This window comes from Pseudomonas anuradhapurensis, from assembly GCF_014269225.2.
GTDB lineage: Bacteria > Pseudomonadota > Gammaproteobacteria > Pseudomonadales > Pseudomonadaceae > Aquipseudomonas > Aquipseudomonas anuradhapurensis.
Genome location: NZ_CP077097.1, coordinates 3695825 through 3717335 on the forward strand (window position 1 = coordinate 3695825; position 21511 = coordinate 3717335).

Below are 21511 nucleotides of genomic sequence, written 5' to 3' on the forward strand. Positions count from 1 at the left end.
CCTTGATCAAGCCAGATTATGCCCGAGCCAGCCCATGGCTCACCAGACGAACTCCACCTGCGCGCAGCGCCCGCCTTCGCTCCAGCGCGCACTGCTGGCCAGCCGCTGGACCAGGTTCAGCCCACGCCCACTCAGGCGCCGCTCCAGCGCTGGCTGCGCCAGCGTCCGCTGCACATCGAACCCGGCACCGCTGTCGCGAACCTCGATCATCAGACGCCCGCCGTCGCCAAGCGGTTCAACCTTGAACTGGATACGCACGTAGCCGTCGGTCAGTTGCATCAGGCGCCGCGCGCGTTCCTCATAGTAGGCGGCAAAACCCTGGACATCGCGCTTGAGCCGCGAGTCCAGGCCCAGCACGCCGTGCTCCAGGGCGTTGGAATACAGCTCGCTGAGCACGCTGTGCAGGTTGCCGGTACGCGCCCGCAGGCCATGGATTTCCTGCAATAACTGCACCAGATAGGGCACCGGGTCGAAGCGCTTGAGGCTCTCGCCGCGCACCTCGAACTGCAACGACCAGTCCAGCGGGCTGGAGCGGCCGCTGTCAGAGTAGAGGGTCGGCGCCGGTACCCGTTCCTCGGCGCTGAACATGCGAATGTCGCACAGGCTGATGTCATCGCGCGGGCGCCCGCCAAAGCGCTCCAGGGCCTGCATCACTTCGTCGAACAGGCGCGCCGGGTCACGGTTGTCGGCCAGCACCTCGTGCAGGCGCTGCACGCCGAACAGCCGCTCCTGGTCGTCGGCGGTATCGATCACGCCATCCGATAGCAGCAGCACGCGCTCGCCCGGCGCCAGCGGCAGCACCTCGGTGGTATCGTCGAAACGCTCGGCGGGCAGAATACCCAGCGGCAGGTGTCGCGAACGCAACGCCGACAACACCTGCCCCTGCACCGACAGGCGATAGCCATCGGGCATGCCGCCGTTCCACACTTCCACCGAACCGCGCTGCATGTTGAGGTCGAGCAGCAGCGCACAACAGAACATGTCCACCGGCAGGATGCGTTTGAGCTTGGCGTTCATCTCGCGCAGGATCTGCGCGATGCCATAGCCCTTGGCGGTCATGCCATAGAACACTTCAGCCAGCGGCATGGCGCCGACCGCCGCCGGCAGACCATGCCCGGTGAAATCACCGAGCAGCACGCGCATGTCACCGGACGGCGTGAAAGCAGCCAGCATCAGGTCGCCATTGAACAGCGCATAAGGCGACTGCAGGTAGCGGATGTTGGGCGCGGCCAGGCAGCCGGAGTGGGCCACCTTGTCGAATACCGCCTTGGCTACCCGCTGCTCGTTGAGCAGATGGTGATGATGCCCGGCAATCTGGTCGCGCTGCTCCAGCACGGTGGCCTGCAACCGGCGCAAGCGGTCCATGGCGCGGATCTTGGCGCCGAGAATCACCGCACTGTAGGGTTTGGCCATGAAGTCATCGCCACCAGCCTCAAGGCAGCGCACCAGGCCCTCTTCTTCGTTGAGCGATGTCAGGAAAATGATCGGCACCAGCGCTTCGCCGGCCAAGGTCTTGATCTGCCGTGCCGCCTCGAAGCCATCCATCACCGGCATCAGCGCATCCAGCAGCACCAGTTGCGGACGCCGCTCGATGAACAGCGCCACCGCCTGCTCGCCGTTTTCCGCCGTGACCACCTGATGCCCCTGCCGGCGGACGATCTGCGCCAGCAGCAGGCGGTCGGCGGCCCCGTCCTCGGCGACCAGCACGGTCAACACCTGTTCGGCCGGCATGTCGGCGCTCAACTGATATCGAAGAGTTTTTCGAAATTGGAGATGGCGAGGATCTTGCGGACATCGGAGCTGGCATGTACCACGCGCACATCCGAATCATCACCTCCGGCATGGTCGCGCAGCAACAGCAGCATGCCGAGCGCGGAACTGTCGAGGTAGGTGGTTTCCTTCAAGTCAACCACCACCGAATCGGGCCGGCTGGGCTGACGCTCGTAGGCGTCACGAAATTCCTGGTGCTTGCCGAAATCGAAGCGTCCCTTGATCTTGATGGTCAGTTTTTTCCCGTCCTGCGAAAAATCAGTCTCGACTGCCATGCTAGCGATTCCTTCGATGATGGCGGATGCAGCTCCTTAAAGGTTTAGCAGGCGCTGGCGGGAGAGGCAAGCTCATGCCTTTATCGGCCCTATCGCCGGCATAGGCTATAGGTGATTCTGCCGCGGCAGACGCTGGGACAATTCATCGAGCAGGCGCTGTTCACGCTTGTCTTCGGCGCGCCGGGCTTCTTCCTGGTAACGCTGCACCAGCTTGCGCAAGCCCTCCACCCGGGCATAGGCCTGCTGCCAGGTACCACGGGCGTTGTTGAGGTTGTTCTGGTGCCAGGCCAGGCTCTGCCGCTGCTGGGTCATGGCCGTTTCCAGCTGGCCGAGGAAACGCTGGTAGTTGACCAGCCAGTTGCCATTGACCCCCTGCCCGCCACGGTTGATCCACTGCAGCTGGTAATCCTCACGGAACCGTTCGAGCTCGGCCAGCTTGGCCTGGGCGGTAGCCACCAGCTGCTGGAAATGCCCAAGGCGCTGAGCCGCCTTGCGCTCGGCCTCCTCGGCCATGGCCACCACCGGCGCCAGGCGCGCGGCGCGTCCGGGCTGCGCCATGGCCTATCAGCCCGCCGGGGGCGTGAAGATCGCCCCCAACTGTTCGCGGCTTTGCGCCATGCTCACGTTCTCCCGCAGGCCCTGGCGCAGGAATTCCACCATCTGCGATTGCAGGGCGATGGCCAGGTCGGTTTCCGGGTCGCCACCAGCGACGTAGGCACCCACGCTGATCAGGTCGCGGCTCTGCGAGAGGCGCGACCACAACTGCTTGAGCTTCTGCGCCTGGCGCAGATGGTCGGCATCGACCACCTGGGGCATGACCCGGCTGATCGAGGCTTCGATGTCGATCGCCGGGTAATGGCCTTCCTCGGCCAGCCGCCGCGACAGCACGAAGTGGCCATCGAGCACGCCGCGCGCCGAGTCGGCAATCGGGTCCTGCTGGTCGTCGCCTTCGGACAGCACGGTGTAGAACGCGGTGATCGAACCACCGCCCGGCTCGCCGTTGCCCGCGCGTTCAACCAGCTTGGGCAGCTTGGCGAACACCGACGGCGGGTAACCCCGGGTGGCCGGCGGCTCGCCAATGGCCAGGGCGATTTCCCGCTGGGCCTGGGCGAAACGGGTCAGCGAGTCCATCAGCAACAGCACGTTCTTGCCCTTGTCGCGGAAGTACTCGGCAATGCGCGTGCAGTACATCGCGGCGCGCAGGCGCATCAATGGCGCATCGTCGGCGGGCGAAGCCACCACCACCGAACGCTTGAGGCCTTCTTCACCGAGGATATGCTCGATGAATTCCTTCACCTCGCGGCCACGCTCGCCGATCAGGCCGACCACGATGATCTCGGCTTCGGTGAAGCGGGTCATCATGCCCAGCAGCACCGATTTACCCACGCCGGTACCGGCGAACAGACCCAGACGCTGGCCACGGCCAACCGTCAGCAGCCCGTTGATACTGCGAATACCTACATCAAGCGGCTTGCTGATGGGGTCGCGGTTGAGCGGGTTGATCACCGGCCCGTCCATCGGCACCCAGTCCTCGGCCTTCATCCCGCCCTTGCCATCCAGCGGGCGGCCGGCGCCGTCGAGCACCCGGCCGAGCATGCTCATGCCCATCGGCAGGCGACCGCTGTCGCCCAGCGGCACCACCCGGGCGCCCGGGGCGATGCCGACGATGCTGCCAACCGGCATGAGGAACACCTTGGGCCCGGCAAAGCCCATGACTTCGGCCTCGACCTGCACCGGGTGGTAGCTGTCGTCGTTGATCACCAGGCAGCGGGTGCCAACCGCTGCGCGCAGGCCTTCGGCTTCCAGCGTGAGGCCGACCATGCGCAGCAGGCGGCCTTCGACCACGGGCTGGACTGGCAGCTCGATGGCTTCGGCATAACCGCCCAGGCGCTTGCCGAAGCTGGTGCGCTCAAGCTTCATCGGAGCTGGCCAGGTCGACGGCGATATCCGCCGCCGCCGGATGCAGGGAATGGTCATGCAAGCGGTCGAACAGTTGCGCCACGGCTTTTTCGATACGGGTTTCCATGCTGGCGTCGATGCGGCTGTGAGCGGTCTCGATGCGACAGCCGCCAGGGAGCAGTGCGCTGTCTTCGAGCAGCCGCCAGGTTTCCTCATGCCGTTCGCGCAGCGCCTTGACCAGCTCGAAGTCCTGCGGATTGAGGTGAATACGGATGTTGTCGGCGCCCATCGGCAGCAGTTTGAGCGCCTCGCGCAATACCTGGGTGATGTGACTGGAATCGCCGCGCAGATCGCGACCGATCACCTGGCGGGCCATGTGCGCCACCAGGTGAACAACCGATTTCTCGATTTGCGTATCCTGTTCGGCGATAGGCTCCATCAGGTTGATCATCAACCGATCGAGGCTTTCCAGCTTGGCTTTCAGGGCCTCTTCGGCTTCCTGGCGAACCTTCAGCTGGGTGCTGTGGAAGCCCTCGCGCTCGCCGGTGGCGAAGCCCTCGTTGTAGGCCTCCTGGCGGATGGCCTCGAGCTCTTCCAGGGTCAACGGCTGGACTTCTTCCAGCGGCACTTCCTCGACTTCGTCCTCGATGACTTCGGGTTCCGGCTCCGGTTCGGGCTCGGGCTCCGGTTGCGGATCGAAGCTGGGCAGCGCCCACACGTCCACGCCCTCGAGGTCGCGGGCGCGGATCAGGTCGCTGGGGTGATGTTCTTTGGTGGGCATGTTTTAAGGTACTCAAAAGCCATCAGCAACCAACGCGCCCCCGTAGGAGCGGCCTTGTGTCGCGAAAGGGCTGCGGCGCAGCCCCGGCGAGCGTTGCGGTGTAGCTGAAATCCAGGGGCCGCTTGGCGGCCCTTTCGCGACACAAGGCCGCTCCTACAGGGGCGCGGCGCCTGATTGACAGCGGAGCGCGTCGCCTGGTGAATCAGATCATTTCCTCGGCGCCCTTGCCACCGAGCACGATCTCGCCGGCCTCGGCCATGCGGCGGGCGATGGTGAGGATTTCCTTCTGCGCCGTTTCCACGTCGCTGACTCGCACCGGCCCCTTGGCTTCCAGGTCGTCACGTAGCAGCTCGGAGGCACGCTTGGACATGTTCTTGAAAATCTTGTCCTTGACCCGCTCGTCGGCGCCCTTGAGCGACACCACCAGCACGTCGGACGACACTTCGCGCAACAGCGCCTGGATGCCACGGTCGTCGACGTCGGCCAGGTTGTTGAAGACGAACATCAGGTCCTCGATCTGCTCCGACAGGTCGCTGTCGATTTCGCGGATCGCGTCCATCAGTGCACCTTCGACCGAGCTGTCGAGGAAGTTCATGATGTCGGCCGCACGCTTGATACCGCCCAAGGTGGTGCGCGCCGCATTGGAGTTGCCCGAGAACTGCTTCTCGAGGATCTGGTTCAGCTCCTTCAGCGCCGCCGGTTGCACGGTATTGAGCGACGACACGCGCAGGACGATGTCCAGGCGCACCTTGTGGTCGAAGTTGCTCAGCACTTCACCTGCCTGGTCGGGGTCGAGGTAGGCAACCACGATGGCCTGGATCTGCGGGTGCTCGTAGCGGATCACGTCGGCCACGGCACGCGGCTCCATCCACTTGAGGCTGTCCAGGCCGCTGGTGTTGCCACCGAGCAGGATGCGGTCGACCAGGCCGTTGGCCTTGTCTTCGCCCAGGGCCTGGTTGAGCATCTTGCGGATGTAGGCGTCGGAACCGACACCCAGGCTGGTCTGGTCGCCGACGATCTCGACGAACTCGCTCATCACCTGCTCGACCTGGTCACGGTGCACATTGCCCATCTGCGCCATGGCCACACCGACCCGCTGCACTTCCTTGGGCCCCATGTGGCGCAGCACCTGGGCCGCATCGGTCTCGCCCAGCGAGAGCAGGAGGATCGCCGCCTTGTCGACGCGGCTCAGCTTGGCGGTAACGGCTCGGTTATCACTCATCGGCGTTGATCCACTCTTTCACGACCTGGGCCACACGGCCCGGGTCTTCGGCCACCAGGCCTTTGATTGCGTTGAGCTGCGCCTCGTAGCCCTCGGTCGGGCTAGGCAGCAGAATGCTTGTCGGGCCACCCAGAGTGACGCGGTCGTTGGCCAGTTCGCCATCCAACCCCACCATGCCGCCCAGCTCCATGTCGCTATCCTGGGCAGCCTGCTTGCCGCCCCCGGTGATGTTGTTCAGCACCGGCCGCAGTACACCGAACACCAGCACCAGGATGAACACCACGCCCAGCACCTGCTTGACGATGTCCCAGAACCACGGTTGCTGATAGAAGGCGATGTCGCTGATTTCCTCGCCACGGTCAGCGGCGAACGGCACGTTGATCACCGTCACGCTGTCGCCACGGCTGGCATCGAAACCGACCGCATCCTGCACCAGGCGAGTAAACCGCGCCAGGTCCTCGGCGCCCCACGGCGTACGGCTGGTGTCGCCAGTGGCCGGGTCGACCTTGACCTGGTCATCCACCACCACCGCTACCGACAGACGGGTCATGCGCCCTTGCTGCTGACGGGTGTGGCTGATAGAACGATCCAGCTCGAAGTTCTTGGTGCTTTGTTGACGCTTGTCCGACGGATACGGCGCGAGCATCGGCTGGCCGGTGGCCGGGTCCATGATCTGCTGGCCGTTGGCATCTACCAGCGGCTGGCCGGGCTGGATGGCCGCCGCCGGTGCGGCGCTGCCACCGGTAGTCTGCGGTGCCGAGGCCGGGCCTGGTGGCTGGTTGCTCAGCGCACCGGGCACGCCCTGCGGGCCCTGGCTGCTGGCACGTTGTTCGTCAACCGATTGCTCGCTGCGCAGCGCCGGCTGGTCGGGGTTGAACTGCTCGGAGGTGGACTCGACCGCGCTGAAGTCGAGGTCGGCAGACACTTCGGCCTTGTAGCGGTCATTGCCCAGCACCGGTTGCAGGATGTTGTGCACACGCTGGGTGAGCATGCTCTCTACCCGACGGCTGTAGTCGAACTGCTTGCCGGCCTGGGTCAGCGCGGTGTCCTGGATCTGCTCGGACAGCAGGTTGCCTTTCTGGTCGACCACGGTGACCTGGGACTTGTCCAGTTCCGGCACGCTGGTCGCGACCAGGTTGACGATGGCCATCACCTGCCCGGCTTCCAGGGCACGGCCCGGGTACAGCTCGACCAGTACCGAGGCGCTGGGCTTGCGCTCGTCACGCACGAACACCGAGCTTTTCGGGATGGCCAGATGCACGCGCGCAGCCTTGACGTTGTTCAGGCTGGACACGGTACGCGCCAGTTCGCCTTCCAGGCTGCGGCGGTAACGGGTGGCTTCCATGAACTGGCTGGTGCCCAGGCCCTGCTCCTTGTCGAGCAGCTCGAAGCCGACATTGCCATCACTCGGCGCCACGCCGGCTGCGGCCAGTTTCAGGCGCGCACGGGAGAGGTCGTCGGCCTTGACCAGCAGAGCGCCGGAATTGGGCTCGACGTTGTAGGGGATGTCGGCTGCGGCCAGGGTATCCATGACCTGCTTGGTGTCCATGCCCGCCAGGCTGCCATACAGCGGGCGGTAATCCGGCTGCTGCGACCACAGCACCACGGCAAAGCCGATCGCCACGCTGGCGGCCAGGCCGACCAGCAGGCCGACCTGACGCAGCATGGGCATCTGCGCGATGTTTTCCAGAAACGCCATGCCGAACAGCGGCGGCTTGGCCGCGGGCGGGCCGCTTTTCACGGGGGCGTTGTCGACGACTGCTTCAGCCATGGATTATGTCCGTCCTCAAACCGGCATCTGCATGATGTCCTGGTACGCCTGGACCAGCTTGTTGCGTACCTGGGTCAGGGCCTGCATCGATACACTGGCCTTTTGCGAAGCGATCATGACGTCAGTCAGGTCGACGCCGCTCTTGCCGATCTCGAAGGCGTTGGCCAGCTGGGTCGAAGCCTGCTGCGTCTCATGCACCTTGCCGATGGCCTGGCCGAGCATGTCGGCAAAGGTACTCTGCCCCGGCGCCAGCTCAGGGGCGGCAGCCACCTTGGGCAGCGACATGGCATCGGCCTGCATGGCCCGCATGTCCAACATCAGACGATTGAATTCAACACCTTGGCTCATGACCCTTCTCTCTCCTGCGGCCGCATTTTTTTGACGGGATGCGGCGGATAGCCTACGTAAAGCAACAAAGGTGCCAGCCTTGGAATGTCAGCCAGTTCAGCGTCTGTGCCGATGGCTTTTTCCTGACGACCAGGCAAGCCAGCGCCCGCAGCAACCGCTCACGGCTTCAGGGCTGCGCTGTACTTGTGGGAGCCGGCTTGCCGGTGATGGGGCACGAAGCGGCGCTGCTGGTCTTCAGCCGAACAGGCTGGCCTCGACGTCAAACCCGGCATCGCGCATTTGCGCCAGCTTGTAGCGCAAGGTGCGGGGGCTGATCCCCAGGCGCTCAGCCGCTTCTTTGCGCCGGCCACGCTCGGCGCGCAGGGTATCGATGATCATCTGGTACTCGTGACGGCGCATGTCATCACCCAAGCCGCCGGCTTCGACCGCCGCCTCGGGCGGCGCCTCGCTGCCGGCCGACAATGGAATGGCGCCCGCCAGACAAAAATCCGCCGCCTCGATCACGCCACCCTGCTGCAGGATCAGCGCCCGCTGCAAGGCGTTGTCCAGTTCACGCACGTTGCCCGGCCAGGCATATGCCTGCAGGCAGGCACGAGCCTCGGGCGACAGGCGCACCGGCGCATGCTTCATCTTGGCCACATGGCGGGCCAGCAGCCGCTCGGCCAGTTGCAGGATGTCGCCCGGGCGTTCGCGCAGCGGGCGCCAGGCCAGGGGGAACACCGACAGGCGGTAGAACAGGTCTTCGCGGAAACGCCCTGCCGCCACTTCGCCGGCCAGGTCGCGGTTGGTGGTCGCCAGCACGCGGATGTCCAGGCTGATCGGCTTGCGCCCGCCTACCCGCTCGACTTCACGCTCCTGCAGCACCCGCAGCAGCTTGGCCTGCAGGGCCAGCGGCATTTCCGAAATTTCGTCGAGCAGCAAGGTGCCGCCTTCGGCCTGCTCGAACTTGCCGGCCTGGGCGGCGATGGCGCCGGTGAAGGCGCCCTTCTCGTGGCCGAACAAGGTAGCCTCGAGCATGTTGTCGGGAATGGCCGCGCAGTTGATCGCCACGAATGGTTGCGTAGCCCGTGGCGATTGCTGGTGAATGTAGCGTGCCAGCACTTCCTTGCCGGTGCCGGACTCCCCCGAAATCAGCACGGTCGAGTCGCTGCGCGCCACGCGCGCGGCCAGCTCCAGCAACTGCCGGCTGGCCGGCTCGCAAGCTACCGGGCCCTCTTCGTCGGCCGCCCCCAGTCGTCCGGCAGCATGGCGCTCGACCAGGCTGAGCAGGGCCTTGGGCTCGAATGGCTTGACCAGATAATCGACGGCGCCCTGGCGCATGGCCTCGACGGCACGCTCCACTGCAGCATGCGCGGTCATCAACAACACCGGCAGTTGCGGCTGCTGGCGGCGCAGCTCGGTCAGCAGCTGGTGCCCGTCCATGCCAGGCATGTTCACATCGCTGACCACCAGGCTGAAGGCCTCAGCGTGCACTGCCTCCAGCGCTTCTTCGGCACTGCCCACCGCCTGGTAGGCGAAACCGCCGATGGTCAGGGTATCGCCCAACGCCTGGCGCAAGACCCGATCGTCTTCCACCAACAGCACCTTGATCACCGTCATGCGCCCTCCGCCAACTGCCCGTCGATCAACGGCAGCTCTACCCGCACGCAGGTACCACGGCCAACTTTCGAACGCAGGCTGAGGGCGCCCTGGTGCGCGCGCACCACGGCCTTGACCACGGCCAGGCCCAGGCCGGTGCCAGTGGCCCGGGTAGTCAGAAACGGCTCGCCCAGGCGCCCGAGCAAGTCTGCGTCGATGCCGCTGCCGGCGTCGCTCACGCACAGGTGCAGGGTGCGCTGGCGACGGAACAGGTGCACCTTCAGCCGCGCCGGGCCGTCGCTGGCCTGCAGGGCATTCTCGATCAGGTTGAGCAAGGCACCGACCAGGGTATCGCGGTTGCACAGCAACTCGCCCAGGTGGCTGTCGCACTGCCAACGCACGGCATGCCCCTGCACATGCACCTGGGCTGCCTGCTGCAGCGCCTGGAACAATGCCTTCGGCGTTATCCGCTCACCCAGCGGCAATTCGCCCCGGGCAAACACCAGCATGTCGCGTACCTGGTGCTCCAGTTCATGCAGGCGCTCTTTCAGGGTGCCGGCAAAACGCAGGCGGGTTTCCGCGTTCAGGTCTTGTTCGGGGTCGGCCAGGTGGCTGGCGTAGAGCATCGCCGCCGACAGCGGCGTGCGGATCTGGTGGGCCAGCGAGGCGACCATGCGCCCGAGCGACGACAGGCGCTCATGGCGGGCCAACTGGTCTTGCAGGCGACGGGTTTCAGTCAGGTCGTTGAGCAGCACCAGCTGACCGGGTTCGGCATCCAGCGAGCGGGTGGCAATCGACAGGCGGCGGCCATCACGCAGCGAGACTTCGTGGCCGTCGTCCTTGCGCGGGGCAAAGCTGCGGGCGATCACCTGGCGCCACAGCTGGCCGATCAGCGGCTCACCGAGCAGTTCACTGGCGGCCGGGTTGGCTTCACGCACCAGACCCTGGCCATCGATCACGATCACCCCGCCTGGCAGCAGGTCGAGCAGGTTCTGCAGGCGGTTGGCCAGGCGCTCCTTTTCGCTCAGCTCGGCAATGCGCTGGGCACTGACGACCGCCAGCTCACCCTTGAGTTCGCTGACCCGCGCTTCGAGCAGGCTGTAGGACTGGCTCAGCTGGCTGGACACCTGATTGAACAGGGCAAAGGCTTGTTCGACGCCCTGGCGGCTGTCCTGCTCGACCAGGGATTGCCCCTGCGCAAAGGGGGCTCGGGATACGTGGGCGGCCTGGGGCATCGTGCTCTCTCGCGTGGCTGACCGTCATAAAAACGGTATGTTGCCAGCGGTGTAGCAATAGCCGTGCCGGAGATGGGGGTTTAGTGCAGGGCGTGGGTATTGTGGTGGGGCGGAAATCGAGCGCCGCCCGCGCGGCGCTCGATCCAACAGGCACCGGAAAGACCAAGGCGAACACCCGCCCCAGCCATCAATCCTCCGCCTGCTCCTCGCCGCCCTGGCGGCTCATACCATACTTGCGCATCTTCTCGACCAGGGTGGTGCGACGAATGCGCAGACGCTCGGCCGCACGGGCGACGATACCGTTGGCATCGTCCAGTGCCTGCTGGATCAGGCCCTGCTCCAGGCTACCAAGGTAGTCCTTGAGGTCCAGGCCCTCGGGCGGCAGCATCGCGTGGTTGCTGAAGTTCGGCGTATGGCCGTTGATGGCCACGCGCTCTTCCAAGTCGCTGCGCAGGCTATCGACCATCTGCTCGTCTTCATCATCGACGTAGCGGAATTTCTTCGGCAGCTCGGATACGCCGATCACCCCATATGGATGCATGATCGCCATGCGCTCGACCAGGTTGGCCAGTTCACGCACGTTGCCCGGCCAGCCATGCCGGCACAGCGACATGATCGCGGCAGAGTTGAAGCGGATGGAACCGCGCTTCTCGTGCTCCATGCGCGAAATCAGCTCGTTCATCAGCAGCGGGATGTCTTCCACCCGCTCGCGCAGTGGTGCCATCTCGATCGGGAACACGTTCAGGCGATAGTATAGGTCTTCACGGAACGTGCCGTCCTCGATCATGGTCTCGAGGTTCTTGTGGGTCGCGGCGATGATGCGCACATCGATGCTCTGGGTCTTGTTGCTACCCACCCGTTCGAAGGTGCGCTCCTGCAGCACGCGCAACAGCTTGACCTGCATCGGCAACGGCATGTCGCCGATTTCGTCGAGGAACAGGGTACCGCCGTTGGCCAGCTCGAAACGCCCGGCACGGCTGGTGATGGCGCCGGTGAAGGCGCCCTTCTCGTGGCCGAACAGTTCGCTTTCCAGCAGCTCGGCCGGGATCGCCCCGCAATTGACCGGTACGAACGGCGCTTCACGGCGCTTGGAGTGGTAGTGGAGGTTGCGTGCCACCACTTCCTTACCGGTCCCGGACTCACCAAGAATCAGCACGCTGGCATCGGTATCGGCCACTTGCTGCATCATTTGCCGCACGTGCTGGATGGCACGGCTGGTGCCGACCAGGCTGCGGAACAGGTTGGGTTCGCGCTGGCGGCCACGCTCGCGCGCCTGGTCATACATCTCGCGATAGACCTGGGCGCGGTGCAGCGAATCCAGCAACTGGCTGTAGCTTGGCGGCATTTCCAGGTTGGAAAGGATTCGGCGGCGGAGGTCTTCCGGAAACTCCACAGAAGAAATTTCACCTAAAAGCAGAACCGGAAGGAACTCATCCCACCCTGCCACGGTCTTAACGAGCCCAAGGAGATTGCCCGGAGCATTCACAGCACCGATGAGCACGCACAGCACTTCACGACTCGAAGACAAAGGCTCGACCACTTGCTGCCAGTCCTGGCTGGAGCAAGCGAGGTTTTCTTCGCCCAGGAAGTTAAGCACCACCGCGAGATCGCGGCGGCGGGCGCTGTCGTCATCGATCAGCAGAATCTTGGTTTCACGCCACATGCAATAGCAACTTCCCTAGTCATATCGGCGCCCAGCAGGGGCGTGTTCGACATCATTCCGACTGAATGGTCAGTGTTCGGACGTCTGAAATTCGAAAACAGCCACTAGTAAAGTCAAAAAACACCAGCCAGTCAAATTAATGGCGCATGGCTTTTGGCAACATCTGTGGTCACGAGAACAAATGGTATACCTTCGCGGCATTTTTCGCCTGACGGATTTTCGTCATTTCTTCGACCAGGGATTGACGTTCGCCACTTGCAACTTCAATTAATTGGCGATAAACGCTCAATAATTGCTCAAGGCTGGCACTGACATCGGCCTCGTTGCCCTTTGCCTCGGTCAGCATGTCGCTGATGCGCAAGCGGCACTCCAGGTCCAACTCTCCCACCGCTTCCCAATCACGGTTGGCCAGCGCCGCCAGTAGCAGCTCCCGGGTTTGCTCGATTCGGGCGATTACTTCGCTCATGTCACTCCTTTGTCAGGAAGCCGCCGACTGATCGCCGATTGCGTCCCAACCTTCCTTCACAGTGATCAGCAGGCGTGCCACTTCATCGATGATAGCGGGGTCACCCTTGGCGTTGGCCTCGATCAAGCGACGACTCATGTAGGTATACAAGCTGTCCAGGTCGGCCAGGCTGTCGGCGTGGTTTTCCAGGTCCAGGCCTTCGCGCAGCCCGCCGATGATGTCGATGGCCTTGCCGATGAGGATACCCCGTTGCGCGACGTCATTGCGCGCAATCGCCCCCTTGGCCTGCGCCATGCGGTCCAGGCCGCCCTGCATGAGCATCTGCACCAGACGGTGCGGGCTGGCTTCGGACGTTTGCGCCACACCATTGACTTTCTGGTACTGCCGAAGGGCCAACATCGGGTTCATGGATCTACCTCGTTGCTGCAAAAAAGATTGCTTGTACCTGTGTATCGCCGGGCCGTCAAAAAACTTTAGGCGGACAATAGAAAAGCCCGACACGCCTGCTGAGGCCGTCGGGCTTTTTTTACGTTACCGCACTACCGTTGCGATCAGGAGTTCTTGGCCTGCGCGTTGAGCGCATCGAACACCGACTTGATCTGGTTGGCCTGGGCATTGAGCTTGGCCACCGCGGTATCCATCGCGACGAACTTCTTGGTCAGCGACTCGGTCAGCGACTCGGTGCGACGCTCCAGCGCCAGCTGCTGATCGGCCAGGTTCTTGGCTACCTTGTCCAGGCTGGCCTTGCGCGTGGCCAGGCTGCCATCGGTGGAGTTGTAGGGGTCAATGGCCTTGTTCATGCGCTCGAAGATGCCATTGGTACCGGTGAACAGCTCCTGCACCTCCGCACCCAGCTTCTTGTCGTTCATGGCCGCGTTGAACTTGGTGGAGTTGAACTCCAGGGTGCCATCCTTGGTGGTGTTGATGCCCAGCTGGCTCAGGGTGGTCAGCTGGCTGCCTGCGCCCACTTCGGAAAGCACCTTGCGGATATCGTTGACCAGCGAACGGGTGGTCGGGTCGTTGGTCAATGGCCCCAGCACCAGGTTGTCGTCGGCATCTCGCGAGGTGGAGGTCAGCGAGGTGATTGCCTTTTGCAGGGTGTTGTAGGCATCGACGAACGACTGGACGGACTTCTGCAGCCCCTCATTGTCAGCCGCCACCGTGATGCTGGTGCTGGTGCCAGCAGCGGAAACGCCGGTCAACTCCAGCGTCATGCCGCTGATGGCGCTGTCGATGGTGTTCTTCGCACTGGTGACCTTCAGGCCGTCAATGGTCAGCTCGGCATCATGAGCCGGATCGGTGATGTAGCCGGCCCCCGTGCCGGACATCTTGACGGTGCCATCGATCTGCAGTTCGGGAATACCGCTGAGCGAAATGTCCGAGCCCGTCCCGGTGGTGGTGGAGGTGAGCACCAGCCGCGCGCCACCCTCGGCATTGACGATGTTGGCCGAGACGCCCTGGACGTTGAGTTCCTTGTTGATCTGGTCGCGCACGCTTTCCAGGGTGGCGCCACTGGCGATGTCGATGTTCCAGTTGTTGCCACCCTGGCTCACGGTCAGCTGGCCAGCAGTGATGGCCGAGGTCGAACCGCCGGCGAATTGCTGGCTGGCAACCTTGGAGCTGGTGGCCATCTTGTCGACCACGATGGAGTAGCTACCGGCCACCGCCTTGTTGCTGGAGGTGACCTTGATCACCGCCTCGTTGGCCGACTTGGCGGAGTAGGCGTTGAACGACGGCGCGTTCGGATCGTTGAGCTTCTTCATGGCGTCCTGGAACGCCGTCAGGGCACTGCGCAGCGAGCCCACACCAGAAATCATTGCGGCGTTGTTGCTGGTCTGCCGGGTAATCTGCGCCTTTTTCGCCGCAGTGTCGGCACTTACCAGCGCCTGGACCATTTCGGTGATGTTCAGCCCGGTACCCAGACCGATACTGGAGACAATGCTACTCGCCATGACCGTTATCCCTCTCTGCAATCGTCAGCTCCGCTCCTGCGAAGGCCGACATGGAACGCCCCTGAAGCATTCGTCGCCAATCAGGCCTTGGCGTCGAACAAAAGACTGTTTACATCGCTCAGGCTGTGAGCAATCCGCAATGCCTCTTCCGAGGGCAACTGGCGAATCAGCTCTCCAGTCTCGCTGGCGATGACCTTGACCACGATCTTGCCGGATTCTTCGTCCGTGGAGAATTCCAGGTTACGACGGGTCGAACTGAGAAACTTCTCGATTTCCGAAACGGCCTGCTTCACCTTTTCGGCATCATGTGCACTTTCCGCAGCGGTGACTGCCTTGGGTTCCAGCGTATCGCTGTTGCCACGCGGCGCTTCGGCCGAGCGGGTGACCGGCTTGTCGACGGCCGGGTCGGCCGGACGAGCGGTCGGGTAGGACAGGTTAAGCTTGACGCTCATGTCCATGTTTTGCCACCTCGCAATGAAAAAGCGGGGGAAGCGCCTGAATGCGCACTCCCCCGCCGGTCACCATCAGCGATTACTGAAGCAGCTTCAGTACGGCGGACGGCAGCTGGTTGGCCTGGGCCAGAACCGAAGTGGAGGCTTGCTGCAGGGTCTGCTGCTTGGTCAGCTGGGCAGTTTCAGCAGCGAAGTCGGTGTCCTGTACACGGCCACGAGCGGCTTCGGCGTTTTCGTTGATGTTCTGCAGGTTGTTGACGGTGCTGGTCAGACGGTTCTGCGAAGCACCCAGGTCAGCACGGGTGGTGTTGATGGTTTGCAGAGCGGCGTCGATGGCGTCCAGAGCAGCGTTCATGCTGGCTTCGGCTTCGGCGCTGGTCGAACCGGTGATGGCGATGGAAGCCGAGTCAACGCTCAGGGTCTGGGCGTCGAAACCGCTGTCCAGGCTGATGCTGATCTGGTTGTTGGCACCGGAGTTGGAACCGACCTGGAAGGTCAGGACGCCAGCGGTACCGTCCAGCAGGTTCTTGCCGTTCAGCTGGGTCGACTTGGCGATACGGCTCAGCTCGTCGGACATTTGTGCGAACTCTTTGTTCAGAGCTTCACGGTCCTTGGTGCTGTTCGAGTCGTTTCGCGACTGGACTGCCAGTTCACGCATACGCTGCAGGATGTTGGTCTGCTCTTGCATCGCGCCTTCAGCGGTCTGGGCGATGGAGATACCGTCGTTGGCGTTTTTGATCGCCATGGTCTGACCACGGATCTGCGAGGTCATGCGGGTAGCGATCTGCAGGCCGGCGGCGTCGTCTTTGGCGCTGTTGATTTTCAGGCCGGAGGACAGACGGGTCATCGAGGTGCTCAGTGCATCGGAAGCACGGTTCAGGTTTTTCTGAACGCCCAGAGAGGTGGTGTTGGTGTTAACGGTCAAAGCCATGACGAATTCCTCGTTGGATTGGGTACTACGGCTTCCGGCCTTGGCAAATCGCCGGGTGTGGCACAGAGAACCTTCGTAATAGTTATCTTCGTCAGGGCGGGTTTCTTTAGCGGTTTTTCGAAAAAAATTACTGGCAACCTGCCACCCCAATGAAATCAAGGAGTTGACGCCAGATTACAGGCGCCAAAAGGCAGCCACGGAGGAAAAAAAACGCCGCCTGAAGGCGGCGGCGTCTAGATCAGCGCTGTGCGCTCAGTCATGTCGCTCGATGATCGCCGAGCCCCAGGACAGGCCCACACCGAAACCACTCAAGGCCACCCGCTTGTGCTGGGAGCCGAGTACGTGCTTCTCGAGCAGCAGCGGAATGCTCGACGACACGGTATTGCCGGTCTCGACCATGTCCTTGACGAATTTCTGCTTGTGCTCGCCCTCGACGAAGCGCGCCGAGACCGCATCGACGATCGCCGCGCTGCCCTGGTGCAGGCAGTACAAGTCGATGTCGCCCGGCTGCAGGGCACTGGCTTCCAGCAGTTGCTGCAAATGCGCCGGCACTTTCACCAGGGCGAAGTTGTAGACCTGGCGGCCGTTCATGAAGAACTTGCCATCGGTGGTGCGCAGGTGCTCGGCCCCGGCGCCGTCACTGCCGAACAGCGACTTGCCCAGCTGCCAGGCAGCGCCCTCGCCCATCCAGGTAGCGGTGGCGGCATCGCCGAACAGCATGGTGGTGTTGCGGTCTTCGGGGTCGACGATCTTCGAATAGGGATCGGCGGTGATCAGCAGGCCATTTTTCAGCCCGGCGGCTTCCATGAAGCCTTTCATCGCATACAGGCCATAGACATAGCCAGAGCAGCCCAGCGAGATGTCGAAGGCAGCCACGGCAGTCGACAGGCCAAGCTTGTGCTGGACGATCGCCGCAGTGTGCGGCAGGCCTTCGGCATCACCGTTCTGGGTGACCACGATCACCGCATCGATGGCTGCCGGGTCAAGCGATGGATTGGCAGCGAACAGGTTCTTCGCGGCCTCGACGCAAAGGTCGGAGGTTTCCTGGGCAGCTTCCTTGCGCGGCAAGAAGGTCGAACCGATCTTGCCGAAGATGAAATCCTGGTCCTTGCCGAATTTCGCGCCCTGCGCGTAGTTGTCCACGCCTTCAGTGGGCACGTAACTGGCGATGCTTTTAATGCCAATCATATGGCTTCCCAATTCAGTAACAGCGAAATACCCGCCAGGGCCAAACGGCAAAACGCCAGGCGATACGGGTGGCTCCCGATCCCTGACGGCTTGTCCGGGGGCGACGCGGCGGTTCCCGGTTTCGACAATATACAGTGAAGATGCGCGTTCTGACTCTTAAGTCACGCTCTTTTTGTCGAATCGACAAAGCGGGCAAGTCGGGCCGCCTGGCGGCCCGTCGCGGGTGAGCCCGCTCCCACGGATTCGATCGCGCAATCAGACACTGCGCGATCCCGGGCGGGAGCGGGGGCTGCAAGGCAGCCCGGCGATCAAGCGATCAGCGCCTGCCACTCGACCCGGCTGTGCGGGTCCAGGGTGAACAGCGCCGCGCCGCGGCTGTGCCCGGCGTTGTAGAACGGGTCCTGCGCCTGCGGGGCACACGGCAGTGCATCCACCTGGCCATGGCGCACCACCTGCGCCTGGGGCGTCCACACCACCAACAGCCCGGCCTCGGACACGCTCAGGCAGGCTGCCACCTGGGCGGCGCGAATGCTCGCTGCCTGTTCATCCAGCCCGCCCAGCGCCCGCAGCACTTCGGCCCGCACCATCAGGCAACCCGACACCGCCGAGACGTTGTGCTCCACCTGCAAGCGCTGCAGGTAGCCCGGCGCATCCTTGGCCAGGCCCTGGAACGCCGGGCGGATGCCCGCCTCGCCCGCCAGCACCAGCCCGGCCTCGACCACCTTGCCGTCGCTGCCCAGCAGCTTGCCGCCAACCACCCCGACCTCGGGGCGCTGGGCCTGGTTGAGCAGGCCTTCCAGCCAGTTGGCATTGAGCACTTCGGCGTCACTGTCGAGCATCACCAGGTAGTCGCCCTGCGCCTCACGGCTGGCCAGGTTGAGCATGGCGACCGGTGCCATGGCCTGCTCGCTACGGATAACCCGCACCCGGCTGCCGGCAGCCGCCAGGCTGGCCAGCCATTCGCGCAGCTGCGGCGACTGGCTGGCGTTGTCGGCGATGACGATCTCGTGGTTCTGGTAACGTGTGCGTTGCAGCACGCTGACCAGGCATCTCTGCAGTGTTTCAGCATTGTCCTGGCAATGCAGCAGGATCGAGACCGCCGGGCGCTCGGCATGCCGATAGTCGATCTGGTGAGTGCCTGGGTGTACCGAACCCACCGTGGCCGCATAGCCACGCTGGGCCAGACGGCGAGTCAGCACCGCCCGCTCCTGGTCCTGGCTGTCGAGCGCTGGTGCGTTGCAGATCAACAGCGGCTCGGCAAGGTGCGCCAGGCCGGCCAGGCCTTGCTCACCGACCATGCGCAGCAACAGGTCGAATTCCAGCGCCAGCGGGTACTGGCTGTCGAAGCCACCTGCCGCCAGCAGCAAGTCACGGCGCAGCAACCAGTGACGCGCCATCACCCCGGGTACGCTCTGCAGCAGGTCGAGACTGGTGCCAGGGCGGAGCACCTCACGCAGACGGCCATCCGCCTGCACCTGGATTTCATCCATGGCCACCGCGCGAATGCCTTCGGCACCCAGCAGTTCAAGGCTAGCCCGCAGCAAGCCGCTGGCGGTGAAACGATCGCCGGCTTCGGCCAGCACCACCCAGTCGGTATCCAGCTGGGCGACCGCCTGGTTGATCTGGCGTACGTGGTCGTTGCTGTCGACCTTGACGAAGTGCACGGTCTGCCCGGCATTGGTCTCCATGGGCAAGTCGCCGCTGGTCAGCACCACCACCTTGAACCGGCGGCACGGGCCAGCCATCAGGCTGTCGAAGGTGGCCTGCAGCTGGTCCATCTGCGCGTCCAGGTCGAGCAGCACGATACCAAAGCTCGGGCCACCGTCTGCTGCCGCCAGGCGCTGCCGGGCCAGGCTGGCCTGCTCGGCGTCCGGCGTACGCGCTTCGAGCCAGTCCAGCAACTGCCCGGAGGGGAGCGATGCGAGCAGCGCCTGGCTGTCATAGCTCGGCAATGCCGCGAGCCGGGCCAGCCAGGGCCGTAGCGGTGCGGCCTCGGCTTCGTCACCGGCTGCCTCCAGCGAGGCCAGCAGGCGCTCCACCACCACCCGGTTGAACGGGCTCAGGGCCAGTGCCTGCCACAGGCGTGCGCGGACGGTGCGCTCGTTGTCATTGGCATTGACCTGCATCAGCGCCTGCTGACGCACCAATATCGCTTCGAGCTCACGCAGCTGGATGCGCCCGCAAGGCATGGCATGGATGAGGAATTCCAGCTGAGCCAGAAGATCGAACATCGGCTGGTTGTAGAACGGCATCTCGACGAACTGCTGTTTGCCGAAGATGCGCAATGGCTCGGGGCTCGGCACGTTCCAGCGCGAGGTGATGATCATGCAGCCATGCAGGGCACGACCGCTGAGCAAGCCCTCGGCCATGGCCTGGAAGCCTTCCAGCGCTACCTGTTGCACCCGTTCGGCACCGAGGCCGCTGAGCGCGGTCGGGATCGAGGCGAGAAACGCGGCGAACTGCTCGCGTTCCTGGCGGCTGCGCTCGTCACGGTTGGCCAGCACGGTGAGCACGTTGGTGTTGTGGTCCGAGCCCCCCAGGTTGGCTTCACGCACCGCGTACGGAATCGGCAGGATACGCGCCTTGGCGTTGGCCAGCAGGTAGAAGGTATGGCCAATTTCCTGCCACTCGAAGCTGGTGTTCGCCGGCAGCAGCGCATACCACTGCTGCAGCAGGTCGGTACGGGTGACCGCGTAGAACGGCGGCAGGAACTGGCCCATGAACTCGACCAGGCGCTGGGCAGGATCGTCGCTGCAGTAGTCTTCCTGCACGCGTTTGTCACGCCGATAGAAGTGCACCTCGGTGCCGTGCCCCACGTACATCATGCCGTAGCCATGGCACACGCCGTAGTCCGTGTGCTGCTCAAGGAACTGCACCGACTGGGCCATGCCATCGAACAGCAGGAAGTCGTCGTCTGCGGCGAAGGTCATGAACGGCGTGCGCACTTCGTTCACGCCATAGGCGAGCTTGTCCTGCAGCCCTTTGTAGGTGTACTGCGGCAGGTGGCGGTAATCCACCTGCGGGTAGTCCGCCTGCAGGGTGGCGTCAGCCTGGCTGGAAGAGTCCAGCACGAGGATGCTCGCCGGGAAGTCGCGATAATAGTGCAAGGCCCGACGCAGGAACGCCGGGCGGTTATGGGTGATCAACACCACGGTGAAACGCTCGCGCAGCGAGCGGTCGATGAGCGGGGTATCCTGAAGCTGCATGAAGACCTTCCTGCTGGTGACCTTGGGTAACAATCAGCGCACGCGGCGCAGGTAGCCGTCCGGCGCCACGGTCAGCAGCAGCTTGTCCTGCACCTGGCGGTCGATGGTGAAGTCGCTGTTCTCTTTCAGGTACTGCCACACCGCGGTCTTCGGATTGTCGCCATGGCCCCATGGACGGTCCGGGAAGAAGTCGGCCGGCATGTCCTCGACCACGGTGTCCATCACCACGCAGTAGCTGTCCACCGACACCAGCGGCGCATAGGCACGGAGTTCTTCGAGCACGTGGTCGTGGGTGTGGTTGGAGTCGAGCACGACGATGACCTTCTTGCCTTCGGCCAGCTGGCGTACCTTGGCGACCATCTCCGGGGCGATGCTCGAACCTTCGAACATGGTGATGCGGTGCGCCATCGGGTGCTCTTCGATGGCCTTGCGGTTGTGCGGGCGGATGTCGACGTCGATGCCCAGCACCTCGCCATGGCCCAGCAGTTGCAGCAGCGAAGCGTAGTAGATGATCGAACCGCCATGGGCGATGCCGCACTCGATGATCAGGTCCGGCTGGATGCGCCACACCAGTTCCTGCATGGCAATCATGTCCTGGGGCAGCTGGATGATCGGCCGGCCCATCCACGAGAAATGGTAGCTGTACTTGTGCTTGGCCGATTCGTTGAACAGGTCCCGTGCCAGGCCCTGGAGCTTCTGGTCCTGGCCCTGGGCGGCGATCTGCTCGTTGCACTCGGCGACGAAGGCCTGGTGGACGTTGTTGTCAGTCATGGA

Annotated in this window: 19 protein-coding genes; all 19 read right to left on the reverse strand. The window is 63.8% G+C overall.

Going from position 1 to position 21511, the window contains the following annotated elements:
- Positions 1-39 precede the first annotated feature (39 nt).
- The 19 genes from HU763_RS17010 to HU763_RS17100 all read right to left on the reverse strand — a co-directional run bounded on the left by HU763_RS17010 (position 40) and on the right by HU763_RS17100 (position 21508).
- Complete coding sequence (locus HU763_RS17010; protein WP_186688781.1) at positions 40-1731, reverse strand: fused response regulator/phosphatase; 1692 nt, start codon at positions 1729-1731, stop codon at positions 40-42.
- Positions 1732-1739: 8 nt separating this feature from the next.
- Positions 1740-2045, reverse strand: a complete 306-nt coding sequence (locus tag HU763_RS17015; RefSeq protein ID WP_186688767.1) for an STAS domain-containing protein — start codon at positions 2043-2045, stop codon at positions 1740-1742.
- 105 nt (positions 2046-2150) lie between these two features.
- Entirely contained in the window at positions 2151-2603 is a 453-nt protein-coding gene (gene fliJ, locus HU763_RS17020; RefSeq protein ID WP_186688764.1) for a flagellar export protein FliJ, read from the reverse strand.
- A 6-nt stretch (positions 2604-2609) separates the two neighbouring features.
- Positions 2610-3965 carry a flagellar protein export ATPase FliI gene (fliI, locus tag HU763_RS17025; RefSeq protein ID WP_186688761.1) on the reverse strand — a complete coding sequence of 452 codons (1356 nt, stop codon included), beginning with the start codon at positions 3963-3965 and terminating at the stop codon, positions 2610-2612.
- Positions 3955-4725, reverse strand: coding sequence for a flagellar assembly protein FliH (gene fliH / locus HU763_RS17030; protein WP_186688757.1), 771 nt, complete (start codon positions 4723-4725; stop codon positions 3955-3957). Before fliH ends, fliI begins: the two co-directional genes overlap by 11 nt.
- A 202-nt stretch (positions 4726-4927) precedes the next feature.
- Positions 4928-5947 carry a flagellar motor switch protein FliG gene (fliG, locus tag HU763_RS17035; protein ID WP_013973604.1) on the reverse strand — a complete coding sequence of 340 codons (1020 nt, stop codon included), beginning with the start codon at positions 5945-5947 and terminating at the stop codon, positions 4928-4930.
- Positions 5940-7718: a flagellar basal-body MS-ring/collar protein FliF gene (gene fliF, locus HU763_RS17040; protein ID WP_186688753.1), complete on the reverse strand. Its 1779-nt coding sequence runs from the start codon at positions 7716-7718 to the stop codon at positions 5940-5942. Before fliF ends, fliG begins: the two co-directional genes overlap by 8 nt.
- 15 nt (positions 7719-7733) lie before the next feature.
- Positions 7734-8066, reverse strand: coding sequence for a flagellar hook-basal body complex protein FliE (fliE, locus tag HU763_RS17045; protein WP_013973606.1), 333 nt, complete (start codon positions 8064-8066; stop codon positions 7734-7736).
- Positions 8067-8300: 234 nt separating this feature from the next.
- Positions 8301-9665, reverse strand: coding sequence for a sigma-54-dependent transcriptional regulator (locus tag HU763_RS17050; RefSeq protein ID WP_186688750.1), 1365 nt, complete (start codon positions 9663-9665; stop codon positions 8301-8303).
- Positions 9662-10879: a sensor histidine kinase gene (locus tag HU763_RS17055; protein WP_186688747.1), complete on the reverse strand. Its 1218-nt coding sequence runs from the start codon at positions 10877-10879 to the stop codon at positions 9662-9664. The genes HU763_RS17050 and HU763_RS17055 overlap by 4 nt, the downstream gene beginning before the upstream one ends.
- Positions 10880-11066: 187 nt before the next feature.
- Positions 11067-12542: a transcriptional regulator FleQ gene (gene fleQ, locus HU763_RS17060; RefSeq protein WP_170031117.1), complete on the reverse strand. Its 1476-nt coding sequence runs from the start codon at positions 12540-12542 to the stop codon at positions 11067-11069.
- Positions 12543-12711: 169 nt separating this feature from the next.
- Positions 12712-13008: a flagellar protein FliT gene (gene fliT, locus HU763_RS17065; RefSeq protein WP_170031119.1), complete on the reverse strand. Its 297-nt coding sequence runs from the start codon at positions 13006-13008 to the stop codon at positions 12712-12714.
- A 12-nt stretch (positions 13009-13020) separates the two neighbouring features.
- The gene (gene fliS / locus HU763_RS17070) at positions 13021-13416 is read right to left on the reverse strand and encodes a flagellar export chaperone FliS (RefSeq protein ID WP_170031121.1); all 396 of its coding nucleotides are present in this window, start codon (positions 13414-13416) and stop codon (positions 13021-13023) included.
- Between the two features lie 143 nt (positions 13417-13559).
- Positions 13560-14960 carry a flagellar filament capping protein FliD gene (gene fliD / locus HU763_RS17075; RefSeq protein WP_170031123.1) on the reverse strand — a complete coding sequence of 467 codons (1401 nt, stop codon included), beginning with the start codon at positions 14958-14960 and terminating at the stop codon, positions 13560-13562.
- Positions 14961-15040: 80 nt separating this feature from the next.
- Positions 15041-15418, reverse strand: a complete 378-nt coding sequence (locus HU763_RS17080; protein ID WP_170031125.1) for a flagellar protein FlaG — start codon at positions 15416-15418, stop codon at positions 15041-15043.
- Positions 15419-15491: 73 nt separating this feature from the next.
- On the reverse strand, positions 15492-16343 hold the full coding sequence (locus tag HU763_RS17085; protein ID WP_170031127.1) for a flagellin domain-containing protein: 852 nt from the start codon (positions 16341-16343) through the stop codon (positions 15492-15494).
- A gap of 252 nt (positions 16344-16595) precedes the next feature.
- A complete protein-coding gene (locus HU763_RS17090) occupies positions 16596-17531 on the reverse strand; it encodes a ketoacyl-ACP synthase III (RefSeq protein ID WP_186688744.1) in 936 nt (311 codons plus the stop codon).
- Positions 17532-17839: 308 nt separating this feature from the next.
- A complete protein-coding gene (locus tag HU763_RS17095; RefSeq protein WP_186688741.1) occupies positions 17840-20737 on the reverse strand; it encodes a TIGR00180 family glycosyltransferase in 2898 nt (965 codons plus the stop codon).
- A gap of 33 nt (positions 20738-20770) precedes the next feature.
- Positions 20771-21508 (reverse strand): cephalosporin hydroxylase family protein, encoded by a 738-nt coding sequence (locus HU763_RS17100; protein ID WP_186688739.1) that lies wholly within the window; start codon positions 21506-21508, stop codon positions 20771-20773.
- Positions 21509-21511: the final 3 nt, after the last annotated feature.